Here is a 23,858-nt window from a genome sequence, read left to right as displayed (position 1 = left end):
GACCTGGAATCCGGACATCATGACAATGCGCGACTCTCAAGAACTGGTCGAAAGCGTGGCCCGCGCAAGCTATGGCGGCAGCGCCATGCGCGGCAGCCTTTATGCGGGGCTTGGCCAGGCCGTTGCGGTGGCCTGCCAGATCGGCTCGGTCCTGATCCTGTCGCGCCTGCTTGTTCCGGCCGATTTCGGCATGGTTGCCATGATCGGCCCGGTTATCGCCTTTCTGACGATTTTCCAGGAAATGGGGCTGTTGCAGGCGGTTATCCAGCGAAAGACGCTGACATATGGACAGCTTAACACCCTGTTCTGGATCAACCTGGGACTTGCCGCCGCCCTGACGCTTGTCCTGTTTCTGGCGGCGCCGCTGATTGCCCTGTTCTACCATCAGCCAAGCCTGACCTGGCTGGTCAGGGCATTGGCCCTGAACATGATCCTGACGGCCCTCGGGGCGCAGCATTTTGCGCTGCTCAACCGCCGGATGGCGTTTGGCAAAATCGCCATCTATGCGGGGGCCGTTGCCGTTTGCACGCTGGGCGGGTCGATCCTGTGGGCGCTGATCTCGCCTACGCCGTGGGCGCTGGTCGCCGGAACGCTGGTGGGCGCAGGTGTGGGTACCGTGATGGTCTGGACATGGATCGACTGGAGACCCGCGCGCCCCGAAATCGCAGTCGGTACCGGCGATCTGCTGGGGTTTGGCGCCGGGGTGACCGGGTTCAAGCTGGCCAATTTCCTGTCGCGCAACCTGGACAACATCCTGATCGGCCGGTTCTGGGGCGGTGCGGCGTTGGGGTTTTATGACCGCGCCTATAAGCTGATCCTGTTTCCGCTGAACCGGGTGGCGCAGCCCTTGTCGCAGGTCATGGTGCCGGTGCTGTCCCGATTGCAGGATGAACCGCACCGCTATGCGCATGCGTTTTTCCGCGTCTTCGGCCTGATGCAACTGGCGATCCTGCCCGGTGTGGCCGCGATGACGGGGCTGGCGGATACGGCGGTTCCGTTTCTGCTGGGCCAGCAATGGGCCGACAGCGCGCCGATATTTGCCGCGCTGGGACTTGCGGCGCTGGCGCAGCCGCTGGCCAATCCGACCGGGTGGCTGTTCGTCAGCCAGGGACGTACGACCGAAATGGCGTGGTGGGGGTTGGCTTCCGCCATCGTGACCTGCGCGGCCTTTGTCTGGGGCGTTCGGTTCGGGGTCCGCGAGCTGGCCCTGACCTATGCCGGTGTCACGATGCTCAAACTGTTTCCCCTGTGGTTTCTCGTCAGCCGAAAAGGGCCGGTCGGGCCGGGGACCGTTCGCAGCCGTATCCTGCCGCTGTTCTGTGCGGGTCTTGTCGCCTATGGGGCGGTGGTGATCCTGCGGCCGATCCTGTCTGGCCCCGCGGCAGTGCAACTGCTGGGCGGTCTCAGCCTCAGCTATGCGGTTTTCGCCGGGGTTCTGGCGCTTTGCCCCTTTGGGCGCGCGGTCCTGGCGACCGCATGGCAGCTTTGTGTGCAGGGGGTCGAAACCCTGCGCCGGGGCAGAACGAAGGGGGCGGCATGATCGAACGCGGTTGCCTTTCCCGCCTCGCCCATCCCCTCGGCCGTTGCGCCGAGGCCCAACCCCCCGAGGAGTCGCCATGCGCCAGGTAAGACAGATCGGCACTTCGGTCGGCTGGTGGCTTGCGCCGGACCTGATGATCGCGCGGTCCGGCCCGCGGACCGATCCGGGTCTTGAACAGGTGTACCTGCGGCGGGGCCTCGTGCTGGTGCATATTCCCAAGAACGCGGGCACCTCGGTCGAAGATGCGCTGTTTGGCTACCGTGTTCGGCATCGGACCTGGCACGAGATCAGCACAGCCTGCCCGCAGGCCTGGCAAAAGCTTCCCAAAATCGCGATCCTGCGTGACCCGGTGGACCGCTTCCTGTCGGCCTTCGACTATCTGAAGGCCGGGGGGCGTAATGAAACCGACCGCAGGTTCGCCGCCCGGATGATCGGGGTTCAGCCGATTGACGCCTTCGTCGGGCGGATGGGCGCCGATGACGCCTATCGGCATACGGTGATGCGGTTTTTCCACTTTCGCCGCCAGTCGGACTATATCTGCGACCGCGACAAGGTGATGGTCGACACGCTTATCCCGTTTCAACGCATGGCTGAAGGGCTGACCCGGGTGGCGGGCCTTGCACCCGGTGCCCTGGTGCACGCAAACCGGACCACGGGGCCGCGCACAAGGCGGTCCGACCTGACGCAGGCGCAGCAGGACCAGATCCGCGGACTATATGCCTCTGATACGGTTCTGTTCGACCAGGTCTGCAAAAGCTGGGACCCGGCACCTGCCCGCAAGGCCGTGCAAACGCCCCATGTGGTAAGGGGGTGAAGATGCGTATCCTGTTTGCCGGCGGAAATGGCTGGCTGCCCGAGGCGAGCGGCGGCACCCAGAACAGCACCGACCATCTGATACGGCAGAGCATCCGTCAGGGGCATGAGTGCGCGGTCTATTGCGGGCTGTCGGGCCGTGGTGTCTTTGGCCTGCGCATGAGGGCGCAGCGTAAGCTGACGGGCAGGCCGTTCAGTGTGGACCGCAGCCAGGGCTACGAAGTCATGCGCAGCTGGGACCCGGCCGACCCGGACCGGGTGGCCGCCGCCGCCGCGCGGTTTCGCCCCGATGTTGTCGTCATCCAGACCCGCAAGTCCGCCGCTTTGGGGCAGGCGTTTTCCCGGTTGGGCTATCCGGTGGTCCTGTATCTGCGCAATGTCGAGTTCGAGGAAAACGAAGGCGATGTCAGCGCCATTCCGGGCGCCAGTTTCATCGCCAATTCCGACTTTACCGCCGAAACCTATCGCGCGGCCTATGGTATCGACTGCGCCGTGATCACCCCAACAATCCAATTCGACGCCTACAGCTTTCAGTCCACCCGCGAATACGCCACGCTGATCAACATCCATCCCGTCAAGGGATACGAAATCGCCCGCGAGATGGCGCGGGCCTGCCCGGATATTCCGTTTCTTTTTGTCGAGGCCTGGACGCTGCCGGACGATCTTTTGGCCCGCACCACGGACGAGATCAAGGCGCTGCCCAATGTCACGTTCATGCGCCGCACGACCGATATGTCATTGGTCTATGGGCGGACCAAGGTGTTGCTGGCCCCCAGCCAGTGGCAAGAGGCCTGGGGCCGCGTCGCATCCGAGGCGCATTGCAGCGGCATCCCGGTGATCGGGTCCGACCGCGGTGGTCTGCCACAGGCAATCGGGCCGGGCGGGATTGTGCTGGCCCATGATGCGCCCATCGGTGATTGGGTCGCGGCGCTGCGGGGCTTGTGGTCGGATGCCATGGCCTATGACACGCTCAGCAGGCAGGCGCTGGAATATGCCCGGCGGCCCGCGCTGGATTTCGGGCGCCAGCACGCGGACTTCCTCGCAGTGCTTGATCGGGCGCGGGCCCGGTTCAATGGCCAGCCTTCGGCCTGACGCAGACCTATTGAGGAGCCCCTACCCGTGAAGATCTGCTTTTGTGTATCCACCTTTCCGACCCTGTCCCAGACCTTTGTGACCACTCAGGTGGTCCATGCCATTGGGCAAGGTCACGAGGTAACAGTGGCCTGCAAAACCTTTGACCGCGATGTGCCCCTGTCGGCGCGCCAGGCTGAGGCACTGAAGGACCTGCGCGTCGTGACCTGGCCACCGCCCCGGCCGCCAATTCTGAATACTCTGCCATACCGCCTGTCGCATCGCCTTGGGTCTCGGCTGGACCGCCGGTCATGGCGCCGCCAGATTGATGCCGATGTGGTTGTCACCCATTTCGGGTATCGTGCGGTCGAGGTGGCACGGGCCAAGACGGGCTGGGCCCGGCGTCAGCCGCTGGTGACTGTGTTCCATGGTCGCGATGTCAGTGTAGAGTATCAGAATAACGCGATGGCCTTGTATCGCGACCTGTTTGCCGAGGGCGATCTGCATGTCACCGTCAATGCCCAATTCGCGCGGCAGCTTGTCGAATGTGGCGCACCGGCGGCCCGTGTCGAAACGCGCCACCTGGGGATTCCGGTTGCCGACTATCCGTTTTCACCGTCCCCTGTCGGCGCGCCGGTACAGATGTTCAGCGTGTGCCGACTGGTCGAGAAAAAGGGGCTGGATTGCGCGCTTGCGGCCCTGGCCCTGTTGCGCGACCGTGCGCCCGAGGTCGATTGGCGGTATGACATCGGCGGTGATGGCCCGCTTGCAGATGACCTGAGGGACAAAGTGCGCCGGTCAGGGTTGCAGGACCGGGTGCAGTTTCTGGGCGCCTTGCCGCATCATGATGCGCTGGCCCGGATGCAGCAGGCAGATGTGGTTCTTGCGCCCAGCCAGACCGCGCAGGATGGGGATCAGGAAGGCATTCCCGTGACCCTGATGGAGGCGATGGCGCTTGGCACTCCGGTCTGCACCACGCGGCATTCGGGGATACCCGAGCTTGTGACCCACGCAAAGACCGGAATGCTGAGCGACGAGCGGGATGCCGAAGGGCTGTATCACAATTTGCGCACCTTGCTGCAGGACCCGGACCGGACCGCGCGGCTGGTGCGGGCGGCGCGCGAAAAGGTCGAGCAAGAGTTCAACGAGGACACACAGAACGTGGCCTTTTTGGCGCGCTGTGCTGAGATCGCAGCCCAGCCTGACACCCGGTCAGCGGGCTGATCCACGACGGCGGGGCCCGGTTCGGGGCCGCAGCGCCCCTATGCAGGACAAAGGAGCATTCAACGGATGAAGGTGCCCGATTTCATCATCGGCGGAGCCCCCAAATGCGGGACGACATCGCTGCACCAGGTTCTGGACCAGCATCCCCAGGTCTGGATGGCCAGGAACGAGGTCTATTTCTTTGACGCCGATGATCCGGTGGCGCATGCCGATTTCCTGACGATGAATGACGCGGACCTGGTCTGGCGTGATCCGGCGGACCCGGCGTTTCAGGCGTGGTATGGCGACCGGTTTGCAGAGGCGCCGCCGGGCTGTCTGGTCGGCGAGGATACGACCACCTACCTGATGTCGGATGTGGCTGCGTTCCGCATCCGGGCCCTGGCGCCCGAGGCCAGGATGATCTTTGTTCTGCGCGACCCGGTCGAAAGAGCCTTTTCGCAATATTGGCACCTGGTGCGCAGCGGGCGCACCTGCGTGCCGTTCGAACAGGCGCTGAGTTCTGAGCCGTCGATCATGCTGGGATCGACCTATGCGCCGCCGCTGCGGCAATACCTGTCCGCGCTTGGGCCCGACCGGGTGCATGTGGTTCTGTTCGAAGAGTTCCGGTCGCGTCAGCAACAGACGGTGGACCACGTCACCGCCTTTCTCGGGGTGCCGCCATTGCCGTTGGAAACGGTCGAAACCTGGCATAACCGGACGACCTATCCATCCCGCGAAAAGACGTTGCTTGCCTTGAACCGGGTCGGGCGGGTGCTGGCGCGGCATCGGTATTCATACCATTTCGGCGGTCAGGCCGGGCGGTGGGCCAGGGCAGCCAACGCGGCCTATGAACGCTGGTACCGGCTTGTCCAGAACCGTGTTCTGACGCAGGACCGGCCACCTTCGGACATGCGCGCGGGCACGCGGGAATTTCTCAACCGGCACCTTTCCGACCGCAATGCGGGCCTGTCTGACCTGCTTGGCAAGGACCTTGCCCGGATCTGGCCGGGGTTTACCCAATAACGGCCCTGCCGGGCGGTTTTCGCCCTTGTTCTGAACGGGGTCAGCAGATCGGCAACGATCCTGAATTCGAACACCGGGCCGCGTTCCCTTGGCGCATGGAATCTGTATATGTGAAGGCCAAGCAGACGGCAGTGCCGTCACGGATTGCAACGGAATGGGAATTGTCGGATGACCTTCAAACTGGTGTCCTGCGATGGGGGCGGGATCAGGGGATATCTCACGTGTCTGATCCTTCAGCACCTTCATCAGGAAACCGGGATGCTGGACAAGGCCGATGGTTTCGCCGGCACATCCACCGGTGGGCTGATTGCGGTTGCCATGGCCGATGGGCGGTCTCAGGGCAAGGATATGGGCGCCTTGATCGATGGTCTGGTCGCCAATTACCGCGATGATGCCGACCGGATTTTCCGCGAAAACGAGCGGACGGTCGTCGACCGAGCCCTTGACGGGGTGCTGCGCAAATTCAAGCTGGGCGGCGGTCCGGGCATTACCGCGTCGCAATATAATGCCTCGGGTCTGGCCGAGATCGGCCATTCCATCGTCGGTGACCGCAGGGTCGGGTCGTTGTCACCTGATCTGGTTCTGGCGGTGAACACCGTCTGCCTGCATCGCAATGACGGGCAGGGCTGGGCCCCCTTTACCATTACGAACCAGGACCTGGGCCACGAGGCGTGGCTGGACATGAGCGCGGTTAAACTGCTGGACGTGGCCATGGCAAGCTCGGCCGCACCGACCTATTTCCCGCCGCATCTCGTTGTCGCGGACGGTGTCGATTACGGGTATTTTGCCGATGGCGGTACCTTTGCCAACAACCCGGTCCTGAACGGGATCAATGTGGCGATTGCCTCGAAACGGGCGGCGGGGCTGGATCAGGTCGAAGCGATTTCCATCGGCACCGGCCAGCAGCCGACCGATATTTCCGAAGAAATGATCCGCGATCCCGATGACTGGGGGCTGCTGAAATGGTTTGGCATCACGTCGGCGGCCACCAAGGGCGCGCTGATCGAGCTGTTGCTGACCACATCGGCGGAGAACCAGTATTGGATGGCGCGTCTGGTCCTCAAGGACAGGCTGGTGCGCCTGAACCCGCCCCTGCCCAAGGTCGTGGGCCTTGCGACGCATAAACCGGCCTCATACGACCTGATGGACGAGGCGTTCGTGACCACCCGTGACAGTGGCGAATGGGCGCGCGCAATCGACTTGCTGACCAAATGGTAACCATGGCGGCAGGCGCCGGGAAAAATCACGACCAACCCGACCCCATGTAAGGTCTTTGTTGCCTTTGTTGCCCAAGTGCTTAAGGTTGTTTTAAAAGTTATTAACAAACTGTTAACGCAGACGAGGGGGTGGCATGGGTAAGCCCGGCATGGCCGAGAAGCTGGTGGATGTGCTGCGCCGCCCGGACGGCGACATAAACCGACGTCCCGTACATACCATAGGGATCAGTGCGACCGGCTATTTCGAGCCGTCGCCGATTGCCGCGAATTTCTGCGTGGCCGAACATTTCAGCGCCGCGCGCACCGATGTCATTGTCCGGTTCTCGAACGGGTCGGGCTGTGCGGCGGTGCATGACGGGTGGTCTGACGTGCGCGGGCTGGCGGTACGGTTTCACCTGTCCCCGGACCGTGACACCGACCTGATCGCCATGACCCTGCCCGAGTTCTTTGCCCCGACGCCCGAGGCCTTTCTGGACTTTGCCCATGCGGCCAAGCCCAAGCTTTATACCGGTGAAACGCCCTGGCAAAAGATCGTGAACCTGTTGCAGTTGATCCTGCCCAAGCGCGACCCCTATCCCAATGAAACCATCAGCCCCGATGACGGGGCCATCGAATTCGCGGATCGCAATCCCTTTGCCCAGCTGGGCGTGTTGCAGGCGGCCACGATCGGGGCTCCGGTCAGCTATGTGCGGGCGGCCTATCATGCGGTGCATACGTTCATCGTGACCGACCCGGACGGCATGCGCCGCTGGGTGCGGTTCAGCTGGCAGCCCATTGCCGGGGTTCTGCGCACCGACCCTGCGGCCCCGCCCGAGGATGACTTTTTGCAGGACGAGTTGAAGACCCGCCTGGCATCCGAGCCCGCGCGCTTTTCGCTGATGATGATGATTGGCGAGGTGGGCGACGACTTCAACGATTCAACCCGCCCCTGGCCACCGCATCGCAAGCGCATCATGATGGGCACCCTGACGCTGGATGCCGTGCCCGCAGACCAGGACGCCCAGTCCGAAAAGCTGAGCTTCAACCCCGGGCTGCTGACCGACGGGATCGAGGCGTCAGACGATCCGGTGCTGCAGATCCGCACCGATGTGTACAAGGTTTCAAGTACTTGGCGGGGCGGTACGCCGTGCCCGTTCTCGCAGGAATGAGAAGATGACAAACAGGGACAGTTGGCTCAACCGCTATGTGAACAGCCTGCAGGAACGAGGCTGGTTCATTTTCTTGTCGCGTTACATCGTCGTGCCCTACTGGATATGGCGCGACCCGAAACCGAAACTGCCCGGCGGGCCGCGGCCGTCACCGCAGCCCAGCGAGAACGTTCAGCGCATGATGAACCTGATCATGCCTCTCAAGGATCCGTCGCCGGCGGGGCGCGCGCGGGCGACGCTGGCAATCGCCCAGAATGTCGACGAGATCTTTGCGGGGCTCGACAATGTCGGCACCGTGCATTTCGCGCGGTTTTTGCTGATCGACAACAATATCTGCATGATTTCGGTCTATGATGGGGATTTCAGCAATTATATCAGGGACTTCATCACCACCATCGGCAGCGTTTTCAACGATGTGATCTCGCTGGTGGACGACGCGGAACATCTGATTCCGACGGAACAAAACGTCGAGGAATTCATCGACTGGGTGCATGCGCATGACCTGTTTCAGGCGCCTGATTTCCCGACCGATCTGTTTGGGTTGCAGGATGCCGCCAAGGGGCGCGCGCCGAACGATCCGCCACATATGCTGGGGTCGTTGCCGCGCGAGTTCATCCTGCAGCTGCATGCCAATCGCAATATTTCATTGGGTGGGGGTTATCGCGCCTATCCGGGGGTCTCGGCCGCGCAGGTGCGCCGCAAATTCGGGCAGGGCTGGTGAGTACAGAATTCAATCTTTCCGACATTCAGGGGAATATCCTGCGGGGGTATCGCCGCAACTTTGTCCGGCACCTGGTGCTTGAGGTCAGCGACCGGACCGCCGCGCGCGCGTTCCTGGCCGCTGCGGTCGACGGCACCGGCGCGGATGTCCCGGCCATCACGCGGGATGTGACATGGTCGATCCGGCCCGAGGTCTGTTTCAACATAGGCATCACGTTTCAGGGTCTGCGCGCCCTTGGGACGCCAGCCGAACATCTTGCGACCTTTCCGACGGAATTCGTGCAGGGCATGACGGCCCGCGCGATGAAGATCGGGGATTTCGGCGACAGCGCCCCTGAAACATGGCCCGCCCCCTTTGACCGCCCCGAGCGCGTGCACCTGATCGCCTCGGTCCATTCCGATACCGAGGCGCCGCTGGACCGGGCCCAGGAGCAGGTGGCGCGGGCCTTTACCGTTCTGGGCGTGCGCAACGGGCGCAACCTGCCGGATGGCAAGGTGTTTTTCGGCTATGTTGACGGGATTTCCCAGCCCCGGTTCAAACATATCATCGACCCGGACCAGGCCGGTGTCGACGAACCGATGGACCCGCTGGGCACCGCTTTGCTGGGCTATCCGACCCGGCAAGAAGGGGTGACGTTTCGTGTGCCGTCGCCGCATGACCTGGGGTTCAACGGATCGTTCAATGCGTTTCGTGTGCTGGCGCAGGACGCGGCGGGTTTCGAGGCGTACCTGGACCGGTCTGCCGACCTGTTGCTGGGGCATCCCGACCGGGACTTGCTGGCTGACCCGGCAAGGCTGGACCGCATCGGCCCGGGGCTGGACATGCGCGGTGCCCTGCGTGAAGTGGTGGCCGCGCAGATGTGCGGGCGTTGGCGCAACGGCGTGCCATACGAGCTGTCGCCGGATGCGCAATTTCCCGACGAACCGGTTTCGCTGACCAATTTCGATTACACCCACAGTTCCCGCTGTCCGGCGGGGTCTCATCTGCGGCGGGGAAACCCGCGTGGCGGGCCGATTGTGCAGCGGATCGCGAATTATACCCGCAGGCTGGTGCGGCGGGGGATGTCCTATGGGCCGGATTTCGACCCGGCAAACCCCGATGATCAGGAACGCGGATTGCTGGGAAGCTTTATCGGCGCCAATATCGGGGCGCAGTTCGAAGCGGTGATGTGCGACTGGATCAACCTCGGCCTGCATGATCCGCGGATCACCGGATCGAACGATCCGCTTTTGGGGGCGAATACGCCGGAAACCAGCTGGTTCGAGTTGAACCTGCCCGACGGGCGTGAAATCCGGCTGGATGGTTTGCCGCGGCTGATACGGGCGCGGGGCGGGGCGTATACGTTCCTGCCCAGTATCGCCGCGATCAGGTACCTGTCCGGGCTGACCACCTGACCCGCGCGGCGGGACCGGGTTCAGCGCAGTTCGGACAACGCGGAATCGATCCGCGCCAGCATCGGCGAATGGCCAGCCATTTCGACAACCGTGCGCGCCTTGGTCAGGTATTCGACCGCCTGGTCATTGCGTTTGCGGGCTTTGCACAGCAGGCCCATGATCATGTCGCAGCGCGCGTTGTAATGCCCGTCCGAGTCGAATTGCGGGTTTTCCCGCACCTGCTCCAGCATCGCCACCAGCTCTTTTTCACCAGAGATCATGATCCGCAGGATGGAACGTAAATTGCGCAGCAGCACAGCGACCGAGCCGCCGCCCTCGCCCGAGAGAATGGCAAGATGCATCTCGCACAGGAACAGCCGGCCCCAATCCGCAGACACCTGCGTGCCTTCGGCGTCACGTCGTTCGATCACGGTGCGGATCTGCTGCAATCCTTCGGCGATCTGCCCGTTCATGGCATAGGCCACGCCCAGCATCGTTTCCGGCCCGATGGTGAACAGGGTCCAGCCCTTTGCATCGCAGCTTTGCACATGCCGTTTCACGGTCTCAAGCGCGCCGGGCTTGCCCAGCGGCACAAGCGACCCGACACGGGCGGCTTCGGCGATGGCCAGCTCGAACTCGACCCGCGACGCGCGCTGTGCCTCCTGGGCCATCTTCAGCGCAAGTTCGTGGTCGTCGGTCACCATCGCGATAAGCGCCTTCATCGCGGTGCCATAGCCCAGCGAACGGGCATCATTATTGGTGGTGCCGATGGCAATCATGCGGTCCGAGGCTTTGTGCGCATTGGCCACCCGGCCGCGCGTCAGTTCGTTCCAGCCGACGGTGGCGTGATAGAAATTCTGGATATAGGCGTCGTCGATCTTGCTCAGGGCGGCCTCGATCTTGATCTTCTTGGCTTCGAAGGCTTCGTTGGTGATCGGGGAATAATAGATCGACACCGACAGTTCATTGATCATGGCATAGGCCAGCGCCTCGGGGTCGCCAAGCCGTTCGGCCATCTCGGTCAGCCGGGTCTGCACCCGGTCGGCCTCGCGGTATTTGCCGTTGCACACTAGGCAGGACACATAGTGATGCAGGTACAGCGCATGGTGGCGGCTGTCGCCGACCTCGTCCAGAATGGGGCGAACCGTATCGGCAAGCGCGATCAGCTTCAGCACGCGCAGCGACAGGTTCGAACACAGCGCATAGTTGGACAGAAACGCCGTGAATTGCGTGTTTGTCGCGCAGTCGGGTGCGCCTTGGTACAGGTCAAGCGCGGTTTCGAAATACCTGTTGGCCTCGTCCAGGGAATAGATGCCCAGGCTGCGTTCACCGGCCATCGTGTTATAGGCAAACGCCTTGTCGGTGCGATCGGTGTGCCCATAGTGATAGGCCAGCGTTTCCGCGGCTTCCTGCAGGCGGTTTGCGTTTCGGTTCTCAAGGGTCTCGGCAATGTCCAGGTGCAGCTTTTCCCGTTGCGAGGACACAAGGCTTTGATAGACCGAATCGCGCAGCAGAACATGCTTGAACAGATAGTCCGACGTGTTGGGCTCGCGGTAGATGACATCCTGCGATTGCAACCGGTCCAGCGCTGCGCCGGTCTGATCGGCGTCTTCGACCAGATGGGACAGCAGGCCCGGATCAAACCGACGCCCGATCACGGCGGCGGCCTGCAGGATGCGGCGGTCTTCGGGCAGCAGCCGTTCCAGTCTTGAGGCCAGCAAACCCTGCATGCTGACGGGCAATTCGCGGCCCGCAATTTCCGCGTCGTATGCGACCTGGCCCGCATCGACCCGCAGGGCGCCCTGATCCAGCAGGAAACTCAGGATTTCCTCGCCAAAAAGCGGGTTGCCCCCGGCCCGTTCGGTCAACTGGTCCAACAGCGCGTCGGGCAGGGCATCGACCCCCAGCCGCGTCTGCGCAAGATAGCCGATGTCATCCGGCCCCAGCGGGTTAAGCGCAATCGTCGTCACGCACGGGGCGTCCAGCCAGGCCGGAACGTATTCGGGGCGGCGGGTCTGGATGATCAGCAGGTTCGCGTGTTCACCGCTTTCGATGATGCTGCGCAACAGATCTTCCGAGGCGCGGTCCAGCCAATGGGCGTCTTCGATCAGCAGGATCACCTTGTCCTGGCTGCACTTGGCCTTTAGCAGGGCGGGCAGCAATTCGCGCGTGTGCAGGCCGATCAGAACACCGTCCATACCGTCCAGCGCGCCGTCGGGTGGTGCCAGCCCCAGAAGGTTGTGCAACAGGCCAAGGTTTTCGACCGATCCCAGCCCCGCGCCATGCAGGCCCTTGCCCAGTTTGCGCGAGATTTCCGCCGGATCGTCATCCTCGCGGATGCGAAACGCGGCGCGGACGATTTCGAGGAATGGCAAAAAGGGCACCTGTTGCCTGTCGGCGAAACAATAGCCCGACAGGACGTCGGCATCCTCGGGCGTCACCCTTTGCAGGAACTCGAACACCAGGCGCGTCTTGCCCAGCCCCGGCTCTGCCACCAGGTCGATGACCGACAGGTCCCGCGGCTGGTGCAGCGTGTCGGACATCAGCCTGAGTTCCGGCACCCGGCCCACATAGCTGCTCAGCCCACGGGCAAGCGAGGCGTCGAACCGGGTGGCGGCATTGCGGATGGATTGCAATTGCCACAGCTTGTGTGGCTTGGTCAGGCCCTTGATCTGGTGTTCGCCGAAAAAGCGCAGGTCGGTCACCCATTCGACAAGCCGCCGGGTGGTGTCGCAGATCAACGTGCTGCCCGCCTGCGCCAGGCTTTCGATCCGCGAGGCCAGGTTCACCGTGCTGCCCACGGCGGTGGCGGGGCTGCCTTCGCCCTGAACGGCGGCCATCAGAACCGTGCCCGAACTTATCCCGATCCGCACTTGCGGGCGGACGCCGAACCGGGCGTCGATCTCGTCTGCGGCCTCGGCAAAGGCGGCGTGAATTGCCAGCGCGGCGCGACAGGCCCGCAGGGCCGGGTCCTCCAGCGCTTCGGGGATGCCGAACAGGGCCATGATGCTGTCACCGGCAAAGTCACGCACCGTGCCGCCATGGGCCTCGACCGTTCGGGTCAGCGTGTCATAGACCATTCGGATGAAGTCGAGAGATTTTTCCTCGCCAAGCTCGGAAACGATCGCGGTGTAATCGACCATATCCGCAAACAGAACCGCCACCTGGCGCCGTTGCCCCAGATGTGACGGTTGGTGCGTGGTGATATCCCGATTTTCCCCCATTTTCAGCAGTTTTACATGACCGAGATTTGCCCCGCCACCTCTGGCAGGCAAGGGGCTGCAATAGTTTGATCAAAAGGCAACCAAAATGTCACGCCATTTTCCCGCATGGGTTGAACCCGCGCCCGGTCAGGCGGTGAATTCCAGTTTCAGGCCGGGCCGGGGCCACCGGGTCTTGTAGATTTTGCCGGTGCTGGATGCCGTGATCCACAGGTCGCGCATATCATCGCCGCCAAAGCACATGTTGGTGGTAAACAGGTCCGGGACCTCGACATGTTCGACGGTTCCGTCCGGGCTGAATACCGTGATCCCGCCGTTAAAGATCGTGCCCACGCAGATGCGCCCGTCCTGTTCGACCTTCAGGCTGTCCAGCCATTGATAGCCGGGCAGGGTTTGCACCACGTTTCCGGGCATGCCGGGGATCGGGCCGGGCTTGACCTCGCCGGGGGCCGTGATCTCCATCGCCCACAGACGGCCATAGACGGTGTCGGACACATAGACGGTCTTGCCATCCGGCGACAGGCCGACACCGTTCGGCATCGGGATCGTGGCCGCCTTTTTCAGCGTCTGCCCGTCGATCGTGGCATAGTAGAGACCGCCATAGCGCGTGGATTCCTCGTCTTCGATGCCGGTATCGGTAAACCAGAACCCGCCATCCGCATCGAAAACGATATCGTCGGGCGCAATCAGCCGCTTGCCGTCATAGCTGTCGAAAAGCTGCGTGACCGCGCCGGTCGACAGGTCGACACGGTGCACGGAACCGCCCTTGTAATTGGGCCTGATCGGCGCGGGGACGATGATGCCGTCCGGCCCATAGGGAACAAAGCTGTAGACACCGCCATTGTTGCAGACATAGGCCGCCCCGTCCGGTCCGATGGCCACGCCGTTCGGCCCACCGGGGATATGCGCCACAACCGCGACCTGGCCGTCCGTGCCCAGCCGTGCAAGGGTCTGTTCCTTGATGTCGACAAACAGGACCGATCCGTCATCCATTGCCACCGGACCTTCGGGGAACCCCAGGCCGTTACAGACTTCGTTAAGCTCCAATGACATTTCGGTGTCCCCCTGCGTGATGAAAATTTCTTGGTTTCAGTATCGAAACGTGTGACCCGGCCTCTCGACATGCGGGCCGAGCCTGCGCGCGAAACTAGTTCCTATCGCGCCATCGGGCAACACTCGTCTGTGTGCGGGCCATGGGCAAACATGCTGTCTTGCCCCCACGGCAATGGTCGGGCGGGATTAACGTTAAACGATTTGATTTCTGCCGGTTGAAGTGTTTTTGTGTTCACAGGTTTTTAGCGAACGGGTTGCAAATTTCGACCCCAGCCAGAGGCGCGTCACATCAGTGTCGTCTGCCACGAAGAAGCTGACAGCGGTACTTGGCCACGAACCCGGCGCATAGACGCCTGCCGCCGCCACACCAGAATATTTGAAGAAAGCAACTAGGAGGGAATGATAATGTCCAAATACCGAACGCTTGGTGATCTGGGGCGCAATTTGCGCCGCATCGCCACGGTGTCCGCCGTCGTCGCGCTGGCCGCACCGGCCGTTGCACAGACCGACGGGGATGGCGCTGACAAGCCGAACATCCTTGTGATCTGGGGCGATGATATCGGCCAGTCCAACATCTCGGCCTATACGATGGGTCTGATGGGGTATGAAACGCCCAATATCGACCGGATCGCCGATGAAGGCATGATTTTCACCGATTATTACGGCGAACAATCCTGTACCGCGGGACGGTCGTCCTTTATCACCGGCCAATCGGTGTTCCGGACCGGCCTCAGCAAGGTGGGACTGCCCGGAGCCGAAGAAGGCATGCAGGTCGAGGACCCGACCATTGCGGGCATGCTCAAGGCGCAGGGCTATGCAACCGGTCAGTTCGGCAAGAACCACCTGGGCGACCGGGATGAACACCTGCCGACCAATCACGGTTTCGATGAATTCTTTGGCAATCTCTACCACCTGAACGCCGAGGAAGAGCCCGAGAATGAGGATTATCCGGCCAGCCCGGAATTTCGCGAGAACTTTGGACCGCGCGGCGTGATCAAGTCTTTTGCCGGTGGCGAGATCGAAGATACCGGCCCCCTGACCAAGAAGCGCATGGAAACCGTCGATGACGAAACGGTTGCCGCGGCGATTGATTTCATCAAGCGCCAGGAAGAGGAGGGCAATCCGTGGTTTGTCTGGTGGTCCGGGACCCGGATGCATTTCCGCACCCACGTCAAGGATGAAATGCGGACCCAGGCGGACGAAATCGCGGGCCGTCACCTGGACGAATATTCTGCCGGTATGGTCGAACATGACCTGCATATCGGCGAATTCCTTGCCGTGCTTGACGAACTGGGGATCGCCGACAACACGCTGGTCTTCTACTCGACCGATAATGGCCCGCATATGAACACCTGGCCAGATGCCGCCATGACCCCGTTCTGGGGTGAAAAGAACACCCAATGGGAAGGCGCGTGGCGTGTTCCGGCCATGGTCCGCTGGCCCGGCAAGATCGCGGAAGATACCGTGTCGAACGAGATCGTGCACCATATGGACTGGTTCCCGACCTTCCTGGCGGTTGCCGGGAACGACACGGTCAAAGAAGACCTGCTGACCGGTGTTTCCGTTGCCGAGGTTGGCGGCGGCCGTGATTACAAGGTGCATCTGGACGGCTACAACATTCTGCCGATGCTGACCGGCGAAACGGCGGAAAGCCCCCGCAACGAAATCTTCTATTTCACCGATGACGGGGACCTTGCCGCGCTTCGGTTCAACGACTGGAAAATCACGTTCCTGGAACAGAAAGCCTGGGGTACGTTCCGCGCGTGGATGGAGCCGCTGACACCGTTGCGCGTGCCGCTGATCTTTAACCTGCGTCGCGATCCTTATGAGCGCGCGTATCGCACGTCGAACACCTATTACGACTGGCTGCTGGACCGGGCCTATATGCTGGTTCCTGCCCAGCAATATGTGGGTCAGTTCCTGCAAACCTTCCAGGAATACCCGCCCCGGCAAGAGGCGGCCTCGTTCAGCCTGGACAAGGTGATGGAGAAGCTGACGGCGACGCCGGGCAATCCCTGATCCGTTCCGTCAAAACGTGACCAATCCCATGGCGGGGCCCTTGCGGGCCCCGTTTTCATGCGACGGTTGGCGTTGACGGGGTCATCGCAGGACTTTCAGGGTCGTTCCGGCCACTTCAAAGCGGCCTTCGGGGCCAAGCGGCACCCATTGCCCTGGTTTCACGCGTTTGCGCCCGACCGAGGTCCCGTTCGAGGATCCTTTGCCATCGGTGCCCGTATCGCGGATCATCAGGTCGCCGTTTCGTTCAACCCGCAGGACACAATGGCGTCCCGATGCCTTTTCGCTGCGGCTCAGTACCAGGTCCGCCCATCCCTGTTCCCGGCCGATCCTGATCTGCTGCGAGGATTGGAGGCCCGGCACCTTGCCAAACTCGACGAATTTACCCTTGTCGGCGCCGGTCATCACGGCAAGCCGCCACATCCCGATCGGTTTGGCCCGGCCGGGGGCAATCGGGCTGTACCAGACGACACCGGCAGCCTTGTCATACGGCGCGGCCGCATTTGGGTTCAGGCCGGTCAGGCCCAGCGACAGCACCTTTTTCAAGGCCCGTGTCGACCGCCGCACCGCGGAAACCGGGCGCCCCTGCTTGTCGCGCATTTGCAGCCGCATCACGAAACGGCCAAAGCTGTGCCCGCCCAAAAGGCCCTCGCACAGCAGCCAGTAACACAGCAGCAGCAGCAGATACAGCGCGGCAGGCAGCGCCAGCCCGGTTTGGCGCAAACCCAGTTCCAGCTTAAGCGTGGGTTGGATGGCCGATTGCAAAAACCCGATGAACATCAGGTCCAGCAGCGCCGCGGCGCTCAGCAGCCGGGCGGCGTTCTGTTCGCCCAGGGGTCCTCCGATCTTCATTGGCTTGCCCCCAGCAGTGTCAGGACCATGAACAGGCCGCAGCCACCTGTGAAAAACAAAAGCGCATCGCACCGAATGCGTAATGCGCGCGGCCCGTCCGACCGGGCGCCACGCAGGTGGATACCGGCCACCCAAAGCGCAAAACCCGTGCCCGCAATCGTGTACAGCATGACCTCTGACAGGATCTGCCTGCGGGGGTCGACGGCCAGCCAATCCGCCGCGCCGACCATCAATCCGCCCCACATGATCGCGATGACATAGGCGGCAAACCCCTTGGCCTCGTTCCGGGACCGGCTGAGCCACGCAACCAGCGCGCCCATCCCCCAACCCAATGCTGCGGCAATCAGCATCAGCAGGGTCATCCGCATCGGAAGAGATAGTGAATTTACGTCAACATTCAGGACGGAACTGCGAGAATTGTTTACCAGGTTCGACGAAAGCCCAAGGAAAGCCATTAGGGCGCCGAAACCTGCCGCAATATGGGCTGCAAATTGCATAAGGTCATTGGCCAGGGACAGTTTGTCTCTGAATTCAAAAGGTATTTTCATAACTCCTCCCGACATGAGGACTAAATCGTAAAATCGGGCTTTAAGGCGGATGCCCGGCGAAATTTTCAGTACATTCGGACCAATGCGAATCGTTGATTGAAAATAAAAAGTATGTGAATCAATAATCAAACACGAAGAACATTTGTTATTACGGAGTAGTTTAATGCGTTCTGCCGCGCTTTCTTTGTTCGCAATTTTTACCCTGGTTTTGTCGGCATGTACCGAAGAATCCTTTTCATCTGCCTCTACGTCCTCGGTTGCCGGGAAGACCCAACAGGAAAAGCAGCTTGAAAAACAGGTCCGCAGTCTGGACCAGGTTTCCAAAGACATCATCGTCAACAACACCGTGCAGGGTGCGCTGGCCGGTGCAGCTGTTGGATGCGGCGTTGCCCTGTTGCTGGGCGGTGGGGGCAGCGATTGTGCTGCTGGTGCCGCCGCGGGTGGCCTGATCGGTGGGATCGGCGGCAACCAGGTCGGCAAGAAAGCGGCCGCCAAGAATGTTGAAATCGTCAACAGCAAGGCGGTTCTGGCCAACCTGTCCAATGTCAGCAAACAGCTGAACTCGGTCGAGGCCAATCTGCGTTCGGTTCTGCGTTCGCAGGATGCCGAACTGAAATCGCTGCGCCGTCAGCTTGACGGTCAGCAGATCTCGCAATCGGCCTATAATACGCGGGTCAAGGCCATCAAATCGAACCGTCAGGTTGTTTCGGGCGAGCTCAAGCGCAGCGAACAGAACATGGACAAGACCATTGGCGAGTTGAAGACCGCATCCGGCAAGGGCCAGCCCGGTCTTGGTGGCGCAACCCAGGCCGCGGTCAGCAACAAGAACCGCCTGGCCAGGACCCGCGCCTCGATTAACCTGCTTTGATTTTCCTCGACCCGCGCTGTTTCCGACAGTGCGGGTTTTCTAAATATAGTGTGTGCCAATGACTTATGATCTTACGCGTTTTTCCAAACCCGTCGCTTTTGCAGCCCTTGTGGCCGTGGCCGCCTGTACCGGGTCGACAGACCCGACGACGGCGACCCTGTTCGACAATATCAACAACCTGAATTCGGGCGAATACGACCGCCAGATTGCCAACAACAAGGCCCAGGCCAACGCCATCATCGCCCAGAACCAGGCGGCGGAACAGCGCAACGCCCAGTTGGCGGCGCAGAAGAACGCCAATCAGCAGCAGATCAATGCGCTGCGCTCGCAGATCGCCGAGGTCAAGGCCCAGGGCGCCAAGGCGCGGGCCGCTTCGGCATCCGACCCGGCCAAGCTGGCGCAGGTCAATGCCCTGGACAAGCAGCTTGGCGCGCTTGAAAGCGACGTGGCCAGCGGCACCGATCCGTCGGTCGCCCGGTCCGAGCTGAACCGGATCAAGGCCGCATATCGCGCCCTGTCAATCTAAGTAACTTTACGTCCGGTCGGCGCCTGTCGACGCATGCGGCGGCCGGGACGTCCAGCCTGAGGGGGGTCTTGGGATCGTGACCAATCGTATTTCACGCAGAATAATTGCGGTGGCGGCCGCGTTGCTTGTTGCCACCGGCGCACAGGCACAGGATTCGGCAACCCGCGCCCCGGCGACGGGGCTTGCCATTCTGGATTGTGCCCCGCCGGCCCCAGCCCCCGAAGACAGCTGTCTGGTGCGTGTCCCTTCGGGGAATGAACGCGGTGACATGCGGTTCCGCCCGCTGGGCGAGAAAAAGGCCGATTTCGATTTCGTCAAATCGGTGGATGAACTGCCCGGTGACGTGACCCTGTCGGCGACCATGGTTCTGATCGATCTGTCGGTGGGCGATGCCAGCGGCCGCAAGCGCAGCTGGACCCGTGAACGCGACCTGATCAGCCAGGTTGTGTCGAACCTGCCATCGGAGGAAAAGGTCGCCATCTATGGGTTTGGCAACGACATTGTCGAGCTTTCGCCATTTTCGACCAACCATGCCGCGGCGCAGGATGTGGTGAAATCGCTGGACATCAAGGAACGCAACACGCGCCTGGTTGCCAACGCGACCCGTGCGATCGAGTTGCTGAGCCAGCAGGATGATGCGCTGCTGAAGAACCTGATCCTGATTACCGATGGTGACGAAGAAGGTCTGGCCACTGTCGAGGAAATCACCGCCGCCGCGGAAGAGGCCGGCGTGTCGGTTTCCGCGCTTGGCATGTTCTGGCGGGCGCAGGGCAATGCGCGGACGACCCGCGGCATTGACGTGCTGAAACGGCTGACCGACCCGCAAAAGGGGTTGATGGAAGAGGTCTATCTTCAAAGCCCGACCACCGCGTCTTCGGTGGTTTCGGAATTCATCAGCTCCTATGCCAAGTCGGTCAAGGGGTCGGGCCTGATCGTTCCGGTTGGTGATCCGGCGCCTGCGCGTATCACGATTGACATGATCGAACCGGTTATCGGTCAGCCGGGCCGGACCCAAACCGAAAGCTATGTGGCCGAGTTCCAACCGGCCAATGTGCCCCCGGCCGAGGAAGATCCGCAGGATGCGGCGGAGCCGGAAGAAGATGCCGAAAACATGATCCTGGGTCTGCCGGCGATGTATGTTTACATCGGCGCCGGTGTTGCGGCTTTGCTGCTGTTGCTGTTGGTTCTGCTGCTGTCGCGGCGGGGCGGACGTTCGGATGGTGATGAACTGGACGGTGACCAGGATCTGTTCGACGATGAACCGGGGTCGCCTGAATCGGTGCTGCGTCAGGATGACGACATCCATACGCAGGTCAGCGCAGCGCCGCCTTTGGCTTACCTTGTACGGGTGGATAACGGGCACCGTTTTGCGGTCCCGGCCGGGACGGCGACGCTGGGACGGTCTGGTACGAATGCGGTGGTGATCCCGGATGGCGGTGTATCGCGGGTTCACGCCGAACTGAACGGAACGCCCGATGGCCGCTTCACGGTGACTGACCTGGACAGTCTGAACGGAACACTGGTCAATGATCGCAAGATCAAGGGCGCGCAGAAGATCAACGTGGGTGACACTTTGGGCCTTGGGTCCGTACGCCTGAAACTGGTCCGGGCCTGACCCGCGACCGTAACGACAGGAAAGGTAACGACATGGGCAATGACAACAAGACAAGCTGGCTGTTCGACAAGGACGAAGAAGAGCTGAACGATGATCTGGATTTTGGTGCGGATGAAGGTTTCACCGAAAGCATCTCTCCGTCGGACAATGAGGCGACCCATGCCATGGGTGGTTCGTCTTTCAGTGAGGCACCGACGGAATATGTCGAAACCGAAAAGACCCAGATCTATCACGGCGGCATGTCCAAGAACTTTACTGACAAGGCCGAGTTCGACCCGATGGTTGACCCGATCACCGGTTGGCTTGTTGTGGTCAAGGGGCCGGGCCTGGGTCAGTCCGTCAACCTGGGGTCGGGGATGAACACGCTGGGCCGTGATGCGGATGAACGTGTTTCGCTGGATTTCGGCGACAAGATGGTGTCCGGCAAGGATCATTTGCGGATCATCTTTGACGACGCCAACCGCGTGTTTTTTGCCGCTCCGGGAACGGGCCGCAATATCAGCCGCATAAATGGGCAGATCGTGGCGACCACGATGCCGCTGGAAAACTATGCGCTGATCGAGCTGTCAAAGCAGACGCACGTACGTTTCGTTGCGTTCTGCAACGAAGATTTCGACTGGTCTGAACTGGCCGAAAGCTCGGGCGACTGAAACCAAGATGACAATCATCAGTGGCAAACAAAGCCAGGGTCAACGTGATAACCAGGAAGACGCGCTTGAGATCGTTTATCAGAATGAGCGGGACCCGAAATCCGATATTCTGATGCTGCTGGCGGATGGGATGGGCGGTCATGCCGGAGGCGAGGTTGCATCGAACCTTGCCCTTGCGGCGTTCAAGGAACATTTCGTCAGCGGCTCGACAGCGCCGCGCCCCCGCGACCGGCTGCAAGAGGCACTGGCCGCGGCGAATGACGCGTTGCGGCAGCGTATCTCGACCCAGCCCGACCTCAAGGGCATGGGCTGTACGCTTGTTGCCGCGCTGAAACTGGGTGACCGGCTGGTTTGGGTCTCTGTCGGTGACAGCAGCCTGTTCCTGCTGCGCGAAGGCCGGATCAGGCGTCTGAATGCGGATCACTCGCTTTATGGCGAGTTGCTGCAGATGGTTGCCGCCGGAAAGATCACGCAGGAAGAGGCAGACAACAACCCGCGGCGCAACGCATTGCGTTCGGCTTTGATGGGCGAGGCCCTGTCGCTGGTCGATGTCAACTCTGTCAGCCTCAAGCCCGGCGACCTGGTGCTGTCATGTTCGGACGGTCTGGATACCCTGTCGCAATCCGAGATCGCGGCCATTCTGCAAAGCGGCAAGACCCGCGATATGCGGGGCGTCGCATCGGACCTGCTGAACGCGGTCGAGGCAAAGGGCAAGCCCCGGCAGGACAACACCACGGTTATCGTCTACGCCCATATGCAGGACGGCATGAGCAGTCTTATGCGCGGCAGCCAGTGGGCGTTTACCGAAGCCGGGAATGGAAAGAAGACGCTGAAATACGTGGCAGTCGCGCTTGGCGGGCTGGCTGCGGTTGCGGCGGCCTTTGCGTCGTTCAAGCCCGATGATCCGCCGCCGGAACAGCCCGACGCGCAGGCGCAGACCGCCCCCGCGCCCCAGCCGCAGGCCGAACAAAGTATCGGCGACAGCACTGTCGACGAACCGGTCCAGCCCGAACCGCAGGACGACGGGGATCAGCCCGTAACCCCCGAAGAGGACCCCGTGACCCCGCCCGAAACCGGCGAGGAACCGGCCCCGGAGCCGGAGGTTTCGGAACCGCCCGCCACCGAACCCGAACAACCACAAGACCCGGTCGAACCTGAAGAACCCACCGGGGAAACGCCCCCGGAACAATTGGAAGAGGAAAGGTAAGCCCGCCCGTGACCGACCAACTGCCCAAAGGAGAGACCTTTGCCGGCTACGTTCTTGGCGATGTGCTGGGACAGGGCGGTTTCGGGATAACCTATCGGTCCCGGCACAAGAAATCGGGCGAGGTTTTTGCGATAAAAGAGTATTTCCCGTCTGGGTATGCCAACCGTCACGACGACAATACGGTGGTCGCATCGCCCGAGGGAAAGAACCTGTTCCATACAGGTCTCGAAGCGTTTCTGACCGAGGCCAATCTGCTGTGTGACCTGCCGCGCCAGCAGGGTCTGATCAAGGTGCGCGCGGCGTTTCGCAAGCACAAGACGGCCTATTGTGTCATGGAATACATCCATGGCGATCCGTTGAACCGGATGATGGGGCGGATGATCGACGCACGGGGGCATGTGCCGCAGGACCTGGTCATGACCCTTCTGCAATCCATGCTCAGCGCGCTGAAAGCGGTGCATGAGGTCGGCATTGTCCACTGCGACATGAAACCGGCGAATATCATGATCCGCAAGGACGGCCAGCCGATCCTGATTGATTTCGGTGCCGCGCGCCTGATGGGCAAGTCCAAGGGGCTGCCGGTCGCCTATTCCCGACAATGGGCGGCGATCGAACAATTCCCGCCCGACAGGCTGCGCTTGCCCGCCGGTGTCCGCATGGGGCCCTGGAGCGACCTTTTCGCGCTATCGGTGGTGTTGTACGAACTTGTATCGCAAAGCCGACCGCCGGACGCGGAAGAACGCTGGAACGAACACAAGTCCACCGGTCGTGACCCTTATGTGCCGATCCGGCAGAATCTGGCGCGTAACCGTGTCCAGGCCGAATATGACGATGCCTTGCTGAACGCCATCGACAAAGGATGCCGGTTGCTGCCCCGCGACCGGATACAGTCGGCGCGGGATTTCGCCCGCATGGTCGGCATCGACTTGCAGGCCACGGTAAAGCCCTCGTCAGGGGGCGCTGTCGGCAAGACCGCAGGCCCCGTCAGCCGTACCGGTGGCCGCAAGCAGCGGTCGTGGAAAAAGTCGGGGGCGGTGATCCTTGTCCTGTTGTTCATACTGGTCGTCGCCCTGTCCGTAATTGCATTGGGAACCGTGAGGTAAGTAGTTTGCGTTTGATCCGATCCCTTTTTGTTGTTCTTGCTTGCCTGTTGTCGCCATGGGGCTCTGCCGCCTGGGCACAGATTCAGCCGC

Annotated in this window: 20 protein-coding genes; 16 read left to right on the top strand and 4 right to left on the bottom strand. The window is 61.8% G+C overall.

What is annotated here, in order from left to right; genetic code table 11:
• Positions 1–25: 25 nt before the first annotated feature.
• The 9 genes from ACXAG8_RS07555 (at position 26) to ACXAG8_RS07515 (ending at position 10,130) form a co-directional block, all read left to right on the top strand.
• The gene (locus ACXAG8_RS07555) at positions 26–1,540 is read left to right on the top strand and encodes a lipopolysaccharide biosynthesis protein (protein WP_475223208.1); all 1,515 of its coding nucleotides are present in this window, start codon (positions 26–28) and stop codon (positions 1,538–1,540) included.
• A 76-nt stretch (positions 1,541–1,616) separates the two neighbouring features.
• Positions 1,617–2,354, top strand: coding sequence for a sulfotransferase family 2 domain-containing protein (locus ACXAG8_RS07550; RefSeq protein ID WP_475223207.1), 738 nt, complete (start codon positions 1,617–1,619; stop codon positions 2,352–2,354).
• A gap of 2 nt (positions 2,355–2,356) precedes the next feature.
• Positions 2,357–3,445, top strand: coding sequence for a glycosyltransferase (locus ACXAG8_RS07545; protein ID WP_475223206.1), 1,089 nt, complete (start codon positions 2,357–2,359; stop codon positions 3,443–3,445).
• Positions 3,446–3,472: 27 nt separating this feature from the next.
• Positions 3,473–4,648 (top strand): glycosyltransferase, encoded by a 1,176-nt coding sequence (locus ACXAG8_RS07540; RefSeq protein WP_475223205.1) that lies wholly within the window; start codon positions 3,473–3,475, stop codon positions 4,646–4,648.
• Between the two features lie 66 nt (positions 4,649–4,714).
• Complete coding sequence (locus ACXAG8_RS07535; RefSeq protein WP_475223204.1) at positions 4,715–5,650, top strand: sulfotransferase family protein; 936 nt, start codon at positions 4,715–4,717, stop codon at positions 5,648–5,650.
• Positions 5,651–5,818: 168 nt separating this feature from the next.
• Positions 5,819–6,868 carry a patatin-like phospholipase family protein gene (locus ACXAG8_RS07530; protein WP_475223203.1) on the top strand — a complete coding sequence of 350 codons (1,050 nt, stop codon included), beginning with the start codon at positions 5,819–5,821 and terminating at the stop codon, positions 6,866–6,868.
• 133 nt (positions 6,869–7,001) lie between these two features.
• Complete coding sequence (locus tag ACXAG8_RS07525) at positions 7,002–8,015, top strand: catalase (protein ID WP_475223202.1); 1,014 nt, start codon at positions 7,002–7,004, stop codon at positions 8,013–8,015.
• A gap of 4 nt (positions 8,016–8,019) precedes the next feature.
• Positions 8,020–8,736, top strand: a complete 717-nt coding sequence (locus tag ACXAG8_RS07520) for a hypothetical protein (protein WP_475223201.1) — start codon at positions 8,020–8,022, stop codon at positions 8,734–8,736.
• Positions 8,733–10,130 carry a hypothetical protein gene (locus ACXAG8_RS07515; protein WP_475223200.1) on the top strand — a complete coding sequence of 466 codons (1,398 nt, stop codon included), beginning with the start codon at positions 8,733–8,735 and terminating at the stop codon, positions 10,128–10,130. Before ACXAG8_RS07520 ends, ACXAG8_RS07515 begins: the two co-directional genes overlap by 4 nt.
• 20 nt (positions 10,131–10,150) lie before the next feature.
• Here ACXAG8_RS07515 and ACXAG8_RS07510 read toward each other — a convergent pair whose 3' ends face one another.
• Both ACXAG8_RS07510 and ACXAG8_RS07505 read right to left on the bottom strand, forming a co-directional pair.
• A complete protein-coding gene (locus tag ACXAG8_RS07510) occupies positions 10,151–13,333 on the bottom strand; it encodes an ATP-binding protein (protein ID WP_475223199.1) in 3,183 nt (1,060 codons plus the stop codon).
• A gap of 126 nt (positions 13,334–13,459) precedes the next feature.
• Positions 13,460–14,383 (bottom strand): SMP-30/gluconolactonase/LRE family protein, encoded by a 924-nt coding sequence (locus tag ACXAG8_RS07505; RefSeq protein WP_475223198.1) that lies wholly within the window; start codon positions 14,381–14,383, stop codon positions 13,460–13,462.
• A 405-nt stretch (positions 14,384–14,788) separates the two neighbouring features.
• Between ACXAG8_RS07505 and ACXAG8_RS07500 the strand changes: the two genes are divergently transcribed.
• Entirely contained in the window at positions 14,789–16,402 is a 1,614-nt protein-coding gene (locus ACXAG8_RS07500; RefSeq protein ID WP_475223197.1) for an arylsulfatase, read from the top strand.
• A gap of 81 nt (positions 16,403–16,483) precedes the next feature.
• Here the strand turns inward: ACXAG8_RS07500 and ACXAG8_RS07495 are convergent, their stop codons facing one another.
• Together ACXAG8_RS07495 and ACXAG8_RS07490 are read right to left on the bottom strand one after the other, a co-directional pair.
• On the bottom strand, positions 16,484–17,251 hold the full coding sequence (locus ACXAG8_RS07495; RefSeq protein WP_475223196.1) for an FHA domain-containing protein: 768 nt from the start codon (positions 17,249–17,251) through the stop codon (positions 16,484–16,486).
• A complete protein-coding gene (locus ACXAG8_RS07490; RefSeq protein WP_475223195.1) occupies positions 17,248–17,613 on the bottom strand; it encodes a hypothetical protein in 366 nt (121 codons plus the stop codon). Before ACXAG8_RS07490 ends, ACXAG8_RS07495 begins: the two co-directional genes overlap by 4 nt.
• Positions 17,614–17,962: 349 nt before the next feature.
• Between ACXAG8_RS07490 and ACXAG8_RS07485 the strand changes: the two genes are divergently transcribed.
• The 6 genes from ACXAG8_RS07485 to ACXAG8_RS07460 all read left to right on the top strand — a co-directional run bounded on the left by ACXAG8_RS07485 (position 17,963) and on the right by ACXAG8_RS07460 (position 23,768).
• Positions 17,963–18,667, top strand: coding sequence for a hypothetical protein (locus ACXAG8_RS07485; RefSeq protein ID WP_475223194.1), 705 nt, complete (start codon positions 17,963–17,965; stop codon positions 18,665–18,667).
• Between the two features lie 58 nt (positions 18,668–18,725).
• Positions 18,726–19,193, top strand: coding sequence for a hypothetical protein (locus ACXAG8_RS07480; protein WP_475223193.1), 468 nt, complete (start codon positions 18,726–18,728; stop codon positions 19,191–19,193).
• 76 nt (positions 19,194–19,269) lie between these two features.
• Positions 19,270–20,808 carry an FHA domain-containing protein gene (locus ACXAG8_RS07475; protein WP_475223192.1) on the top strand — a complete coding sequence of 513 codons (1,539 nt, stop codon included), beginning with the start codon at positions 19,270–19,272 and terminating at the stop codon, positions 20,806–20,808.
• A gap of 32 nt (positions 20,809–20,840) precedes the next feature.
• Positions 20,841–21,458, top strand: coding sequence for an FHA domain-containing protein (locus tag ACXAG8_RS07470; RefSeq protein WP_475223191.1), 618 nt, complete (start codon positions 20,841–20,843; stop codon positions 21,456–21,458).
• 7 nt (positions 21,459–21,465) lie between these two features.
• Complete coding sequence (locus tag ACXAG8_RS07465; RefSeq protein ID WP_475223189.1) at positions 21,466–22,665, top strand: PP2C family protein-serine/threonine phosphatase; 1,200 nt, start codon at positions 21,466–21,468, stop codon at positions 22,663–22,665.
• 8 nt (positions 22,666–22,673) lie between these two features.
• Positions 22,674–23,768, top strand: a complete 1,095-nt coding sequence (locus ACXAG8_RS07460) for a serine/threonine protein kinase (RefSeq protein ID WP_475223188.1) — start codon at positions 22,674–22,676, stop codon at positions 23,766–23,768.
• Positions 23,769–23,858 lie beyond the last annotated feature (90 nt).

The sequence above is a fragment of the Ruegeria sp. ABD4_443 genome, assembly GCF_056160865.1.
This window is presented reverse-complemented; position numbering and strand designations above follow the sequence as displayed.

What these genes read in the sequence shown, in the direction of transcription:
- ACXAG8_RS07535 (WP_475223204.1), top strand. Translation starts at nt 4,715, where the DNA reads ATGAAGGTGCCCGATTTCATCATCGGCGGAGCCCCCAAATGCGGGACG.
- ACXAG8_RS07555 (WP_475223208.1), top strand. Translation starts at nt 26, where the DNA reads ATGCGCGACTCTCAAGAACTGGTCGAAAGCGTGGCCCGCGCAAGCTAT.
- ACXAG8_RS07470 (WP_475223191.1), top strand. Translation starts at nt 20,841, where the DNA reads ATGGGCAATGACAACAAGACAAGCTGGCTGTTCGACAAGGACGAAGAA.
- ACXAG8_RS07510 (WP_475223199.1), bottom strand. Translation starts at nt 13,333, where the DNA reads ATGGGGGAAAATCGGGATATCACCACGCACCAACCGTCACATCTGGGG.
- ACXAG8_RS07520 (WP_475223201.1), top strand. Translation starts at nt 8,020, where the DNA reads ATGACAAACAGGGACAGTTGGCTCAACCGCTATGTGAACAGCCTGCAG.
- ACXAG8_RS07465 (WP_475223189.1), top strand. Translation starts at nt 21,466, where the DNA reads ATGACAATCATCAGTGGCAAACAAAGCCAGGGTCAACGTGATAACCAG.
- ACXAG8_RS07485 (WP_475223194.1), top strand. Translation starts at nt 17,963, where the DNA reads ATGCGTTCTGCCGCGCTTTCTTTGTTCGCAATTTTTACCCTGGTTTTG.
- ACXAG8_RS07545 (WP_475223206.1), top strand. Translation starts at nt 2,357, where the DNA reads ATGCGTATCCTGTTTGCCGGCGGAAATGGCTGGCTGCCCGAGGCGAGC.
- ACXAG8_RS07480 (WP_475223193.1), top strand. Translation starts at nt 18,726, where the DNA reads ATGACTTATGATCTTACGCGTTTTTCCAAACCCGTCGCTTTTGCAGCC.
- ACXAG8_RS07525 (WP_475223202.1), top strand. Translation starts at nt 7,002, where the DNA reads ATGGGTAAGCCCGGCATGGCCGAGAAGCTGGTGGATGTGCTGCGCCGC.
- ACXAG8_RS07500 (WP_475223197.1), top strand. Translation starts at nt 14,789, where the DNA reads ATGTCCAAATACCGAACGCTTGGTGATCTGGGGCGCAATTTGCGCCGC.
- ACXAG8_RS07550 (WP_475223207.1), top strand. Translation starts at nt 1,617, where the DNA reads ATGCGCCAGGTAAGACAGATCGGCACTTCGGTCGGCTGGTGGCTTGCG.
- ACXAG8_RS07505 (WP_475223198.1), bottom strand. Translation starts at nt 14,383, where the DNA reads ATGTCATTGGAGCTTAACGAAGTCTGTAACGGCCTGGGGTTCCCCGAA.
- ACXAG8_RS07490 (WP_475223195.1), bottom strand. Translation starts at nt 17,613, where the DNA reads ATGACCCTGCTGATGCTGATTGCCGCAGCATTGGGTTGGGGGATGGGC.
- ACXAG8_RS07495 (WP_475223196.1), bottom strand. Translation starts at nt 17,251, where the DNA reads ATGAAGATCGGAGGACCCCTGGGCGAACAGAACGCCGCCCGGCTGCTG.
- ACXAG8_RS07530 (WP_475223203.1), top strand. Translation starts at nt 5,819, where the DNA reads ATGACCTTCAAACTGGTGTCCTGCGATGGGGGCGGGATCAGGGGATAT.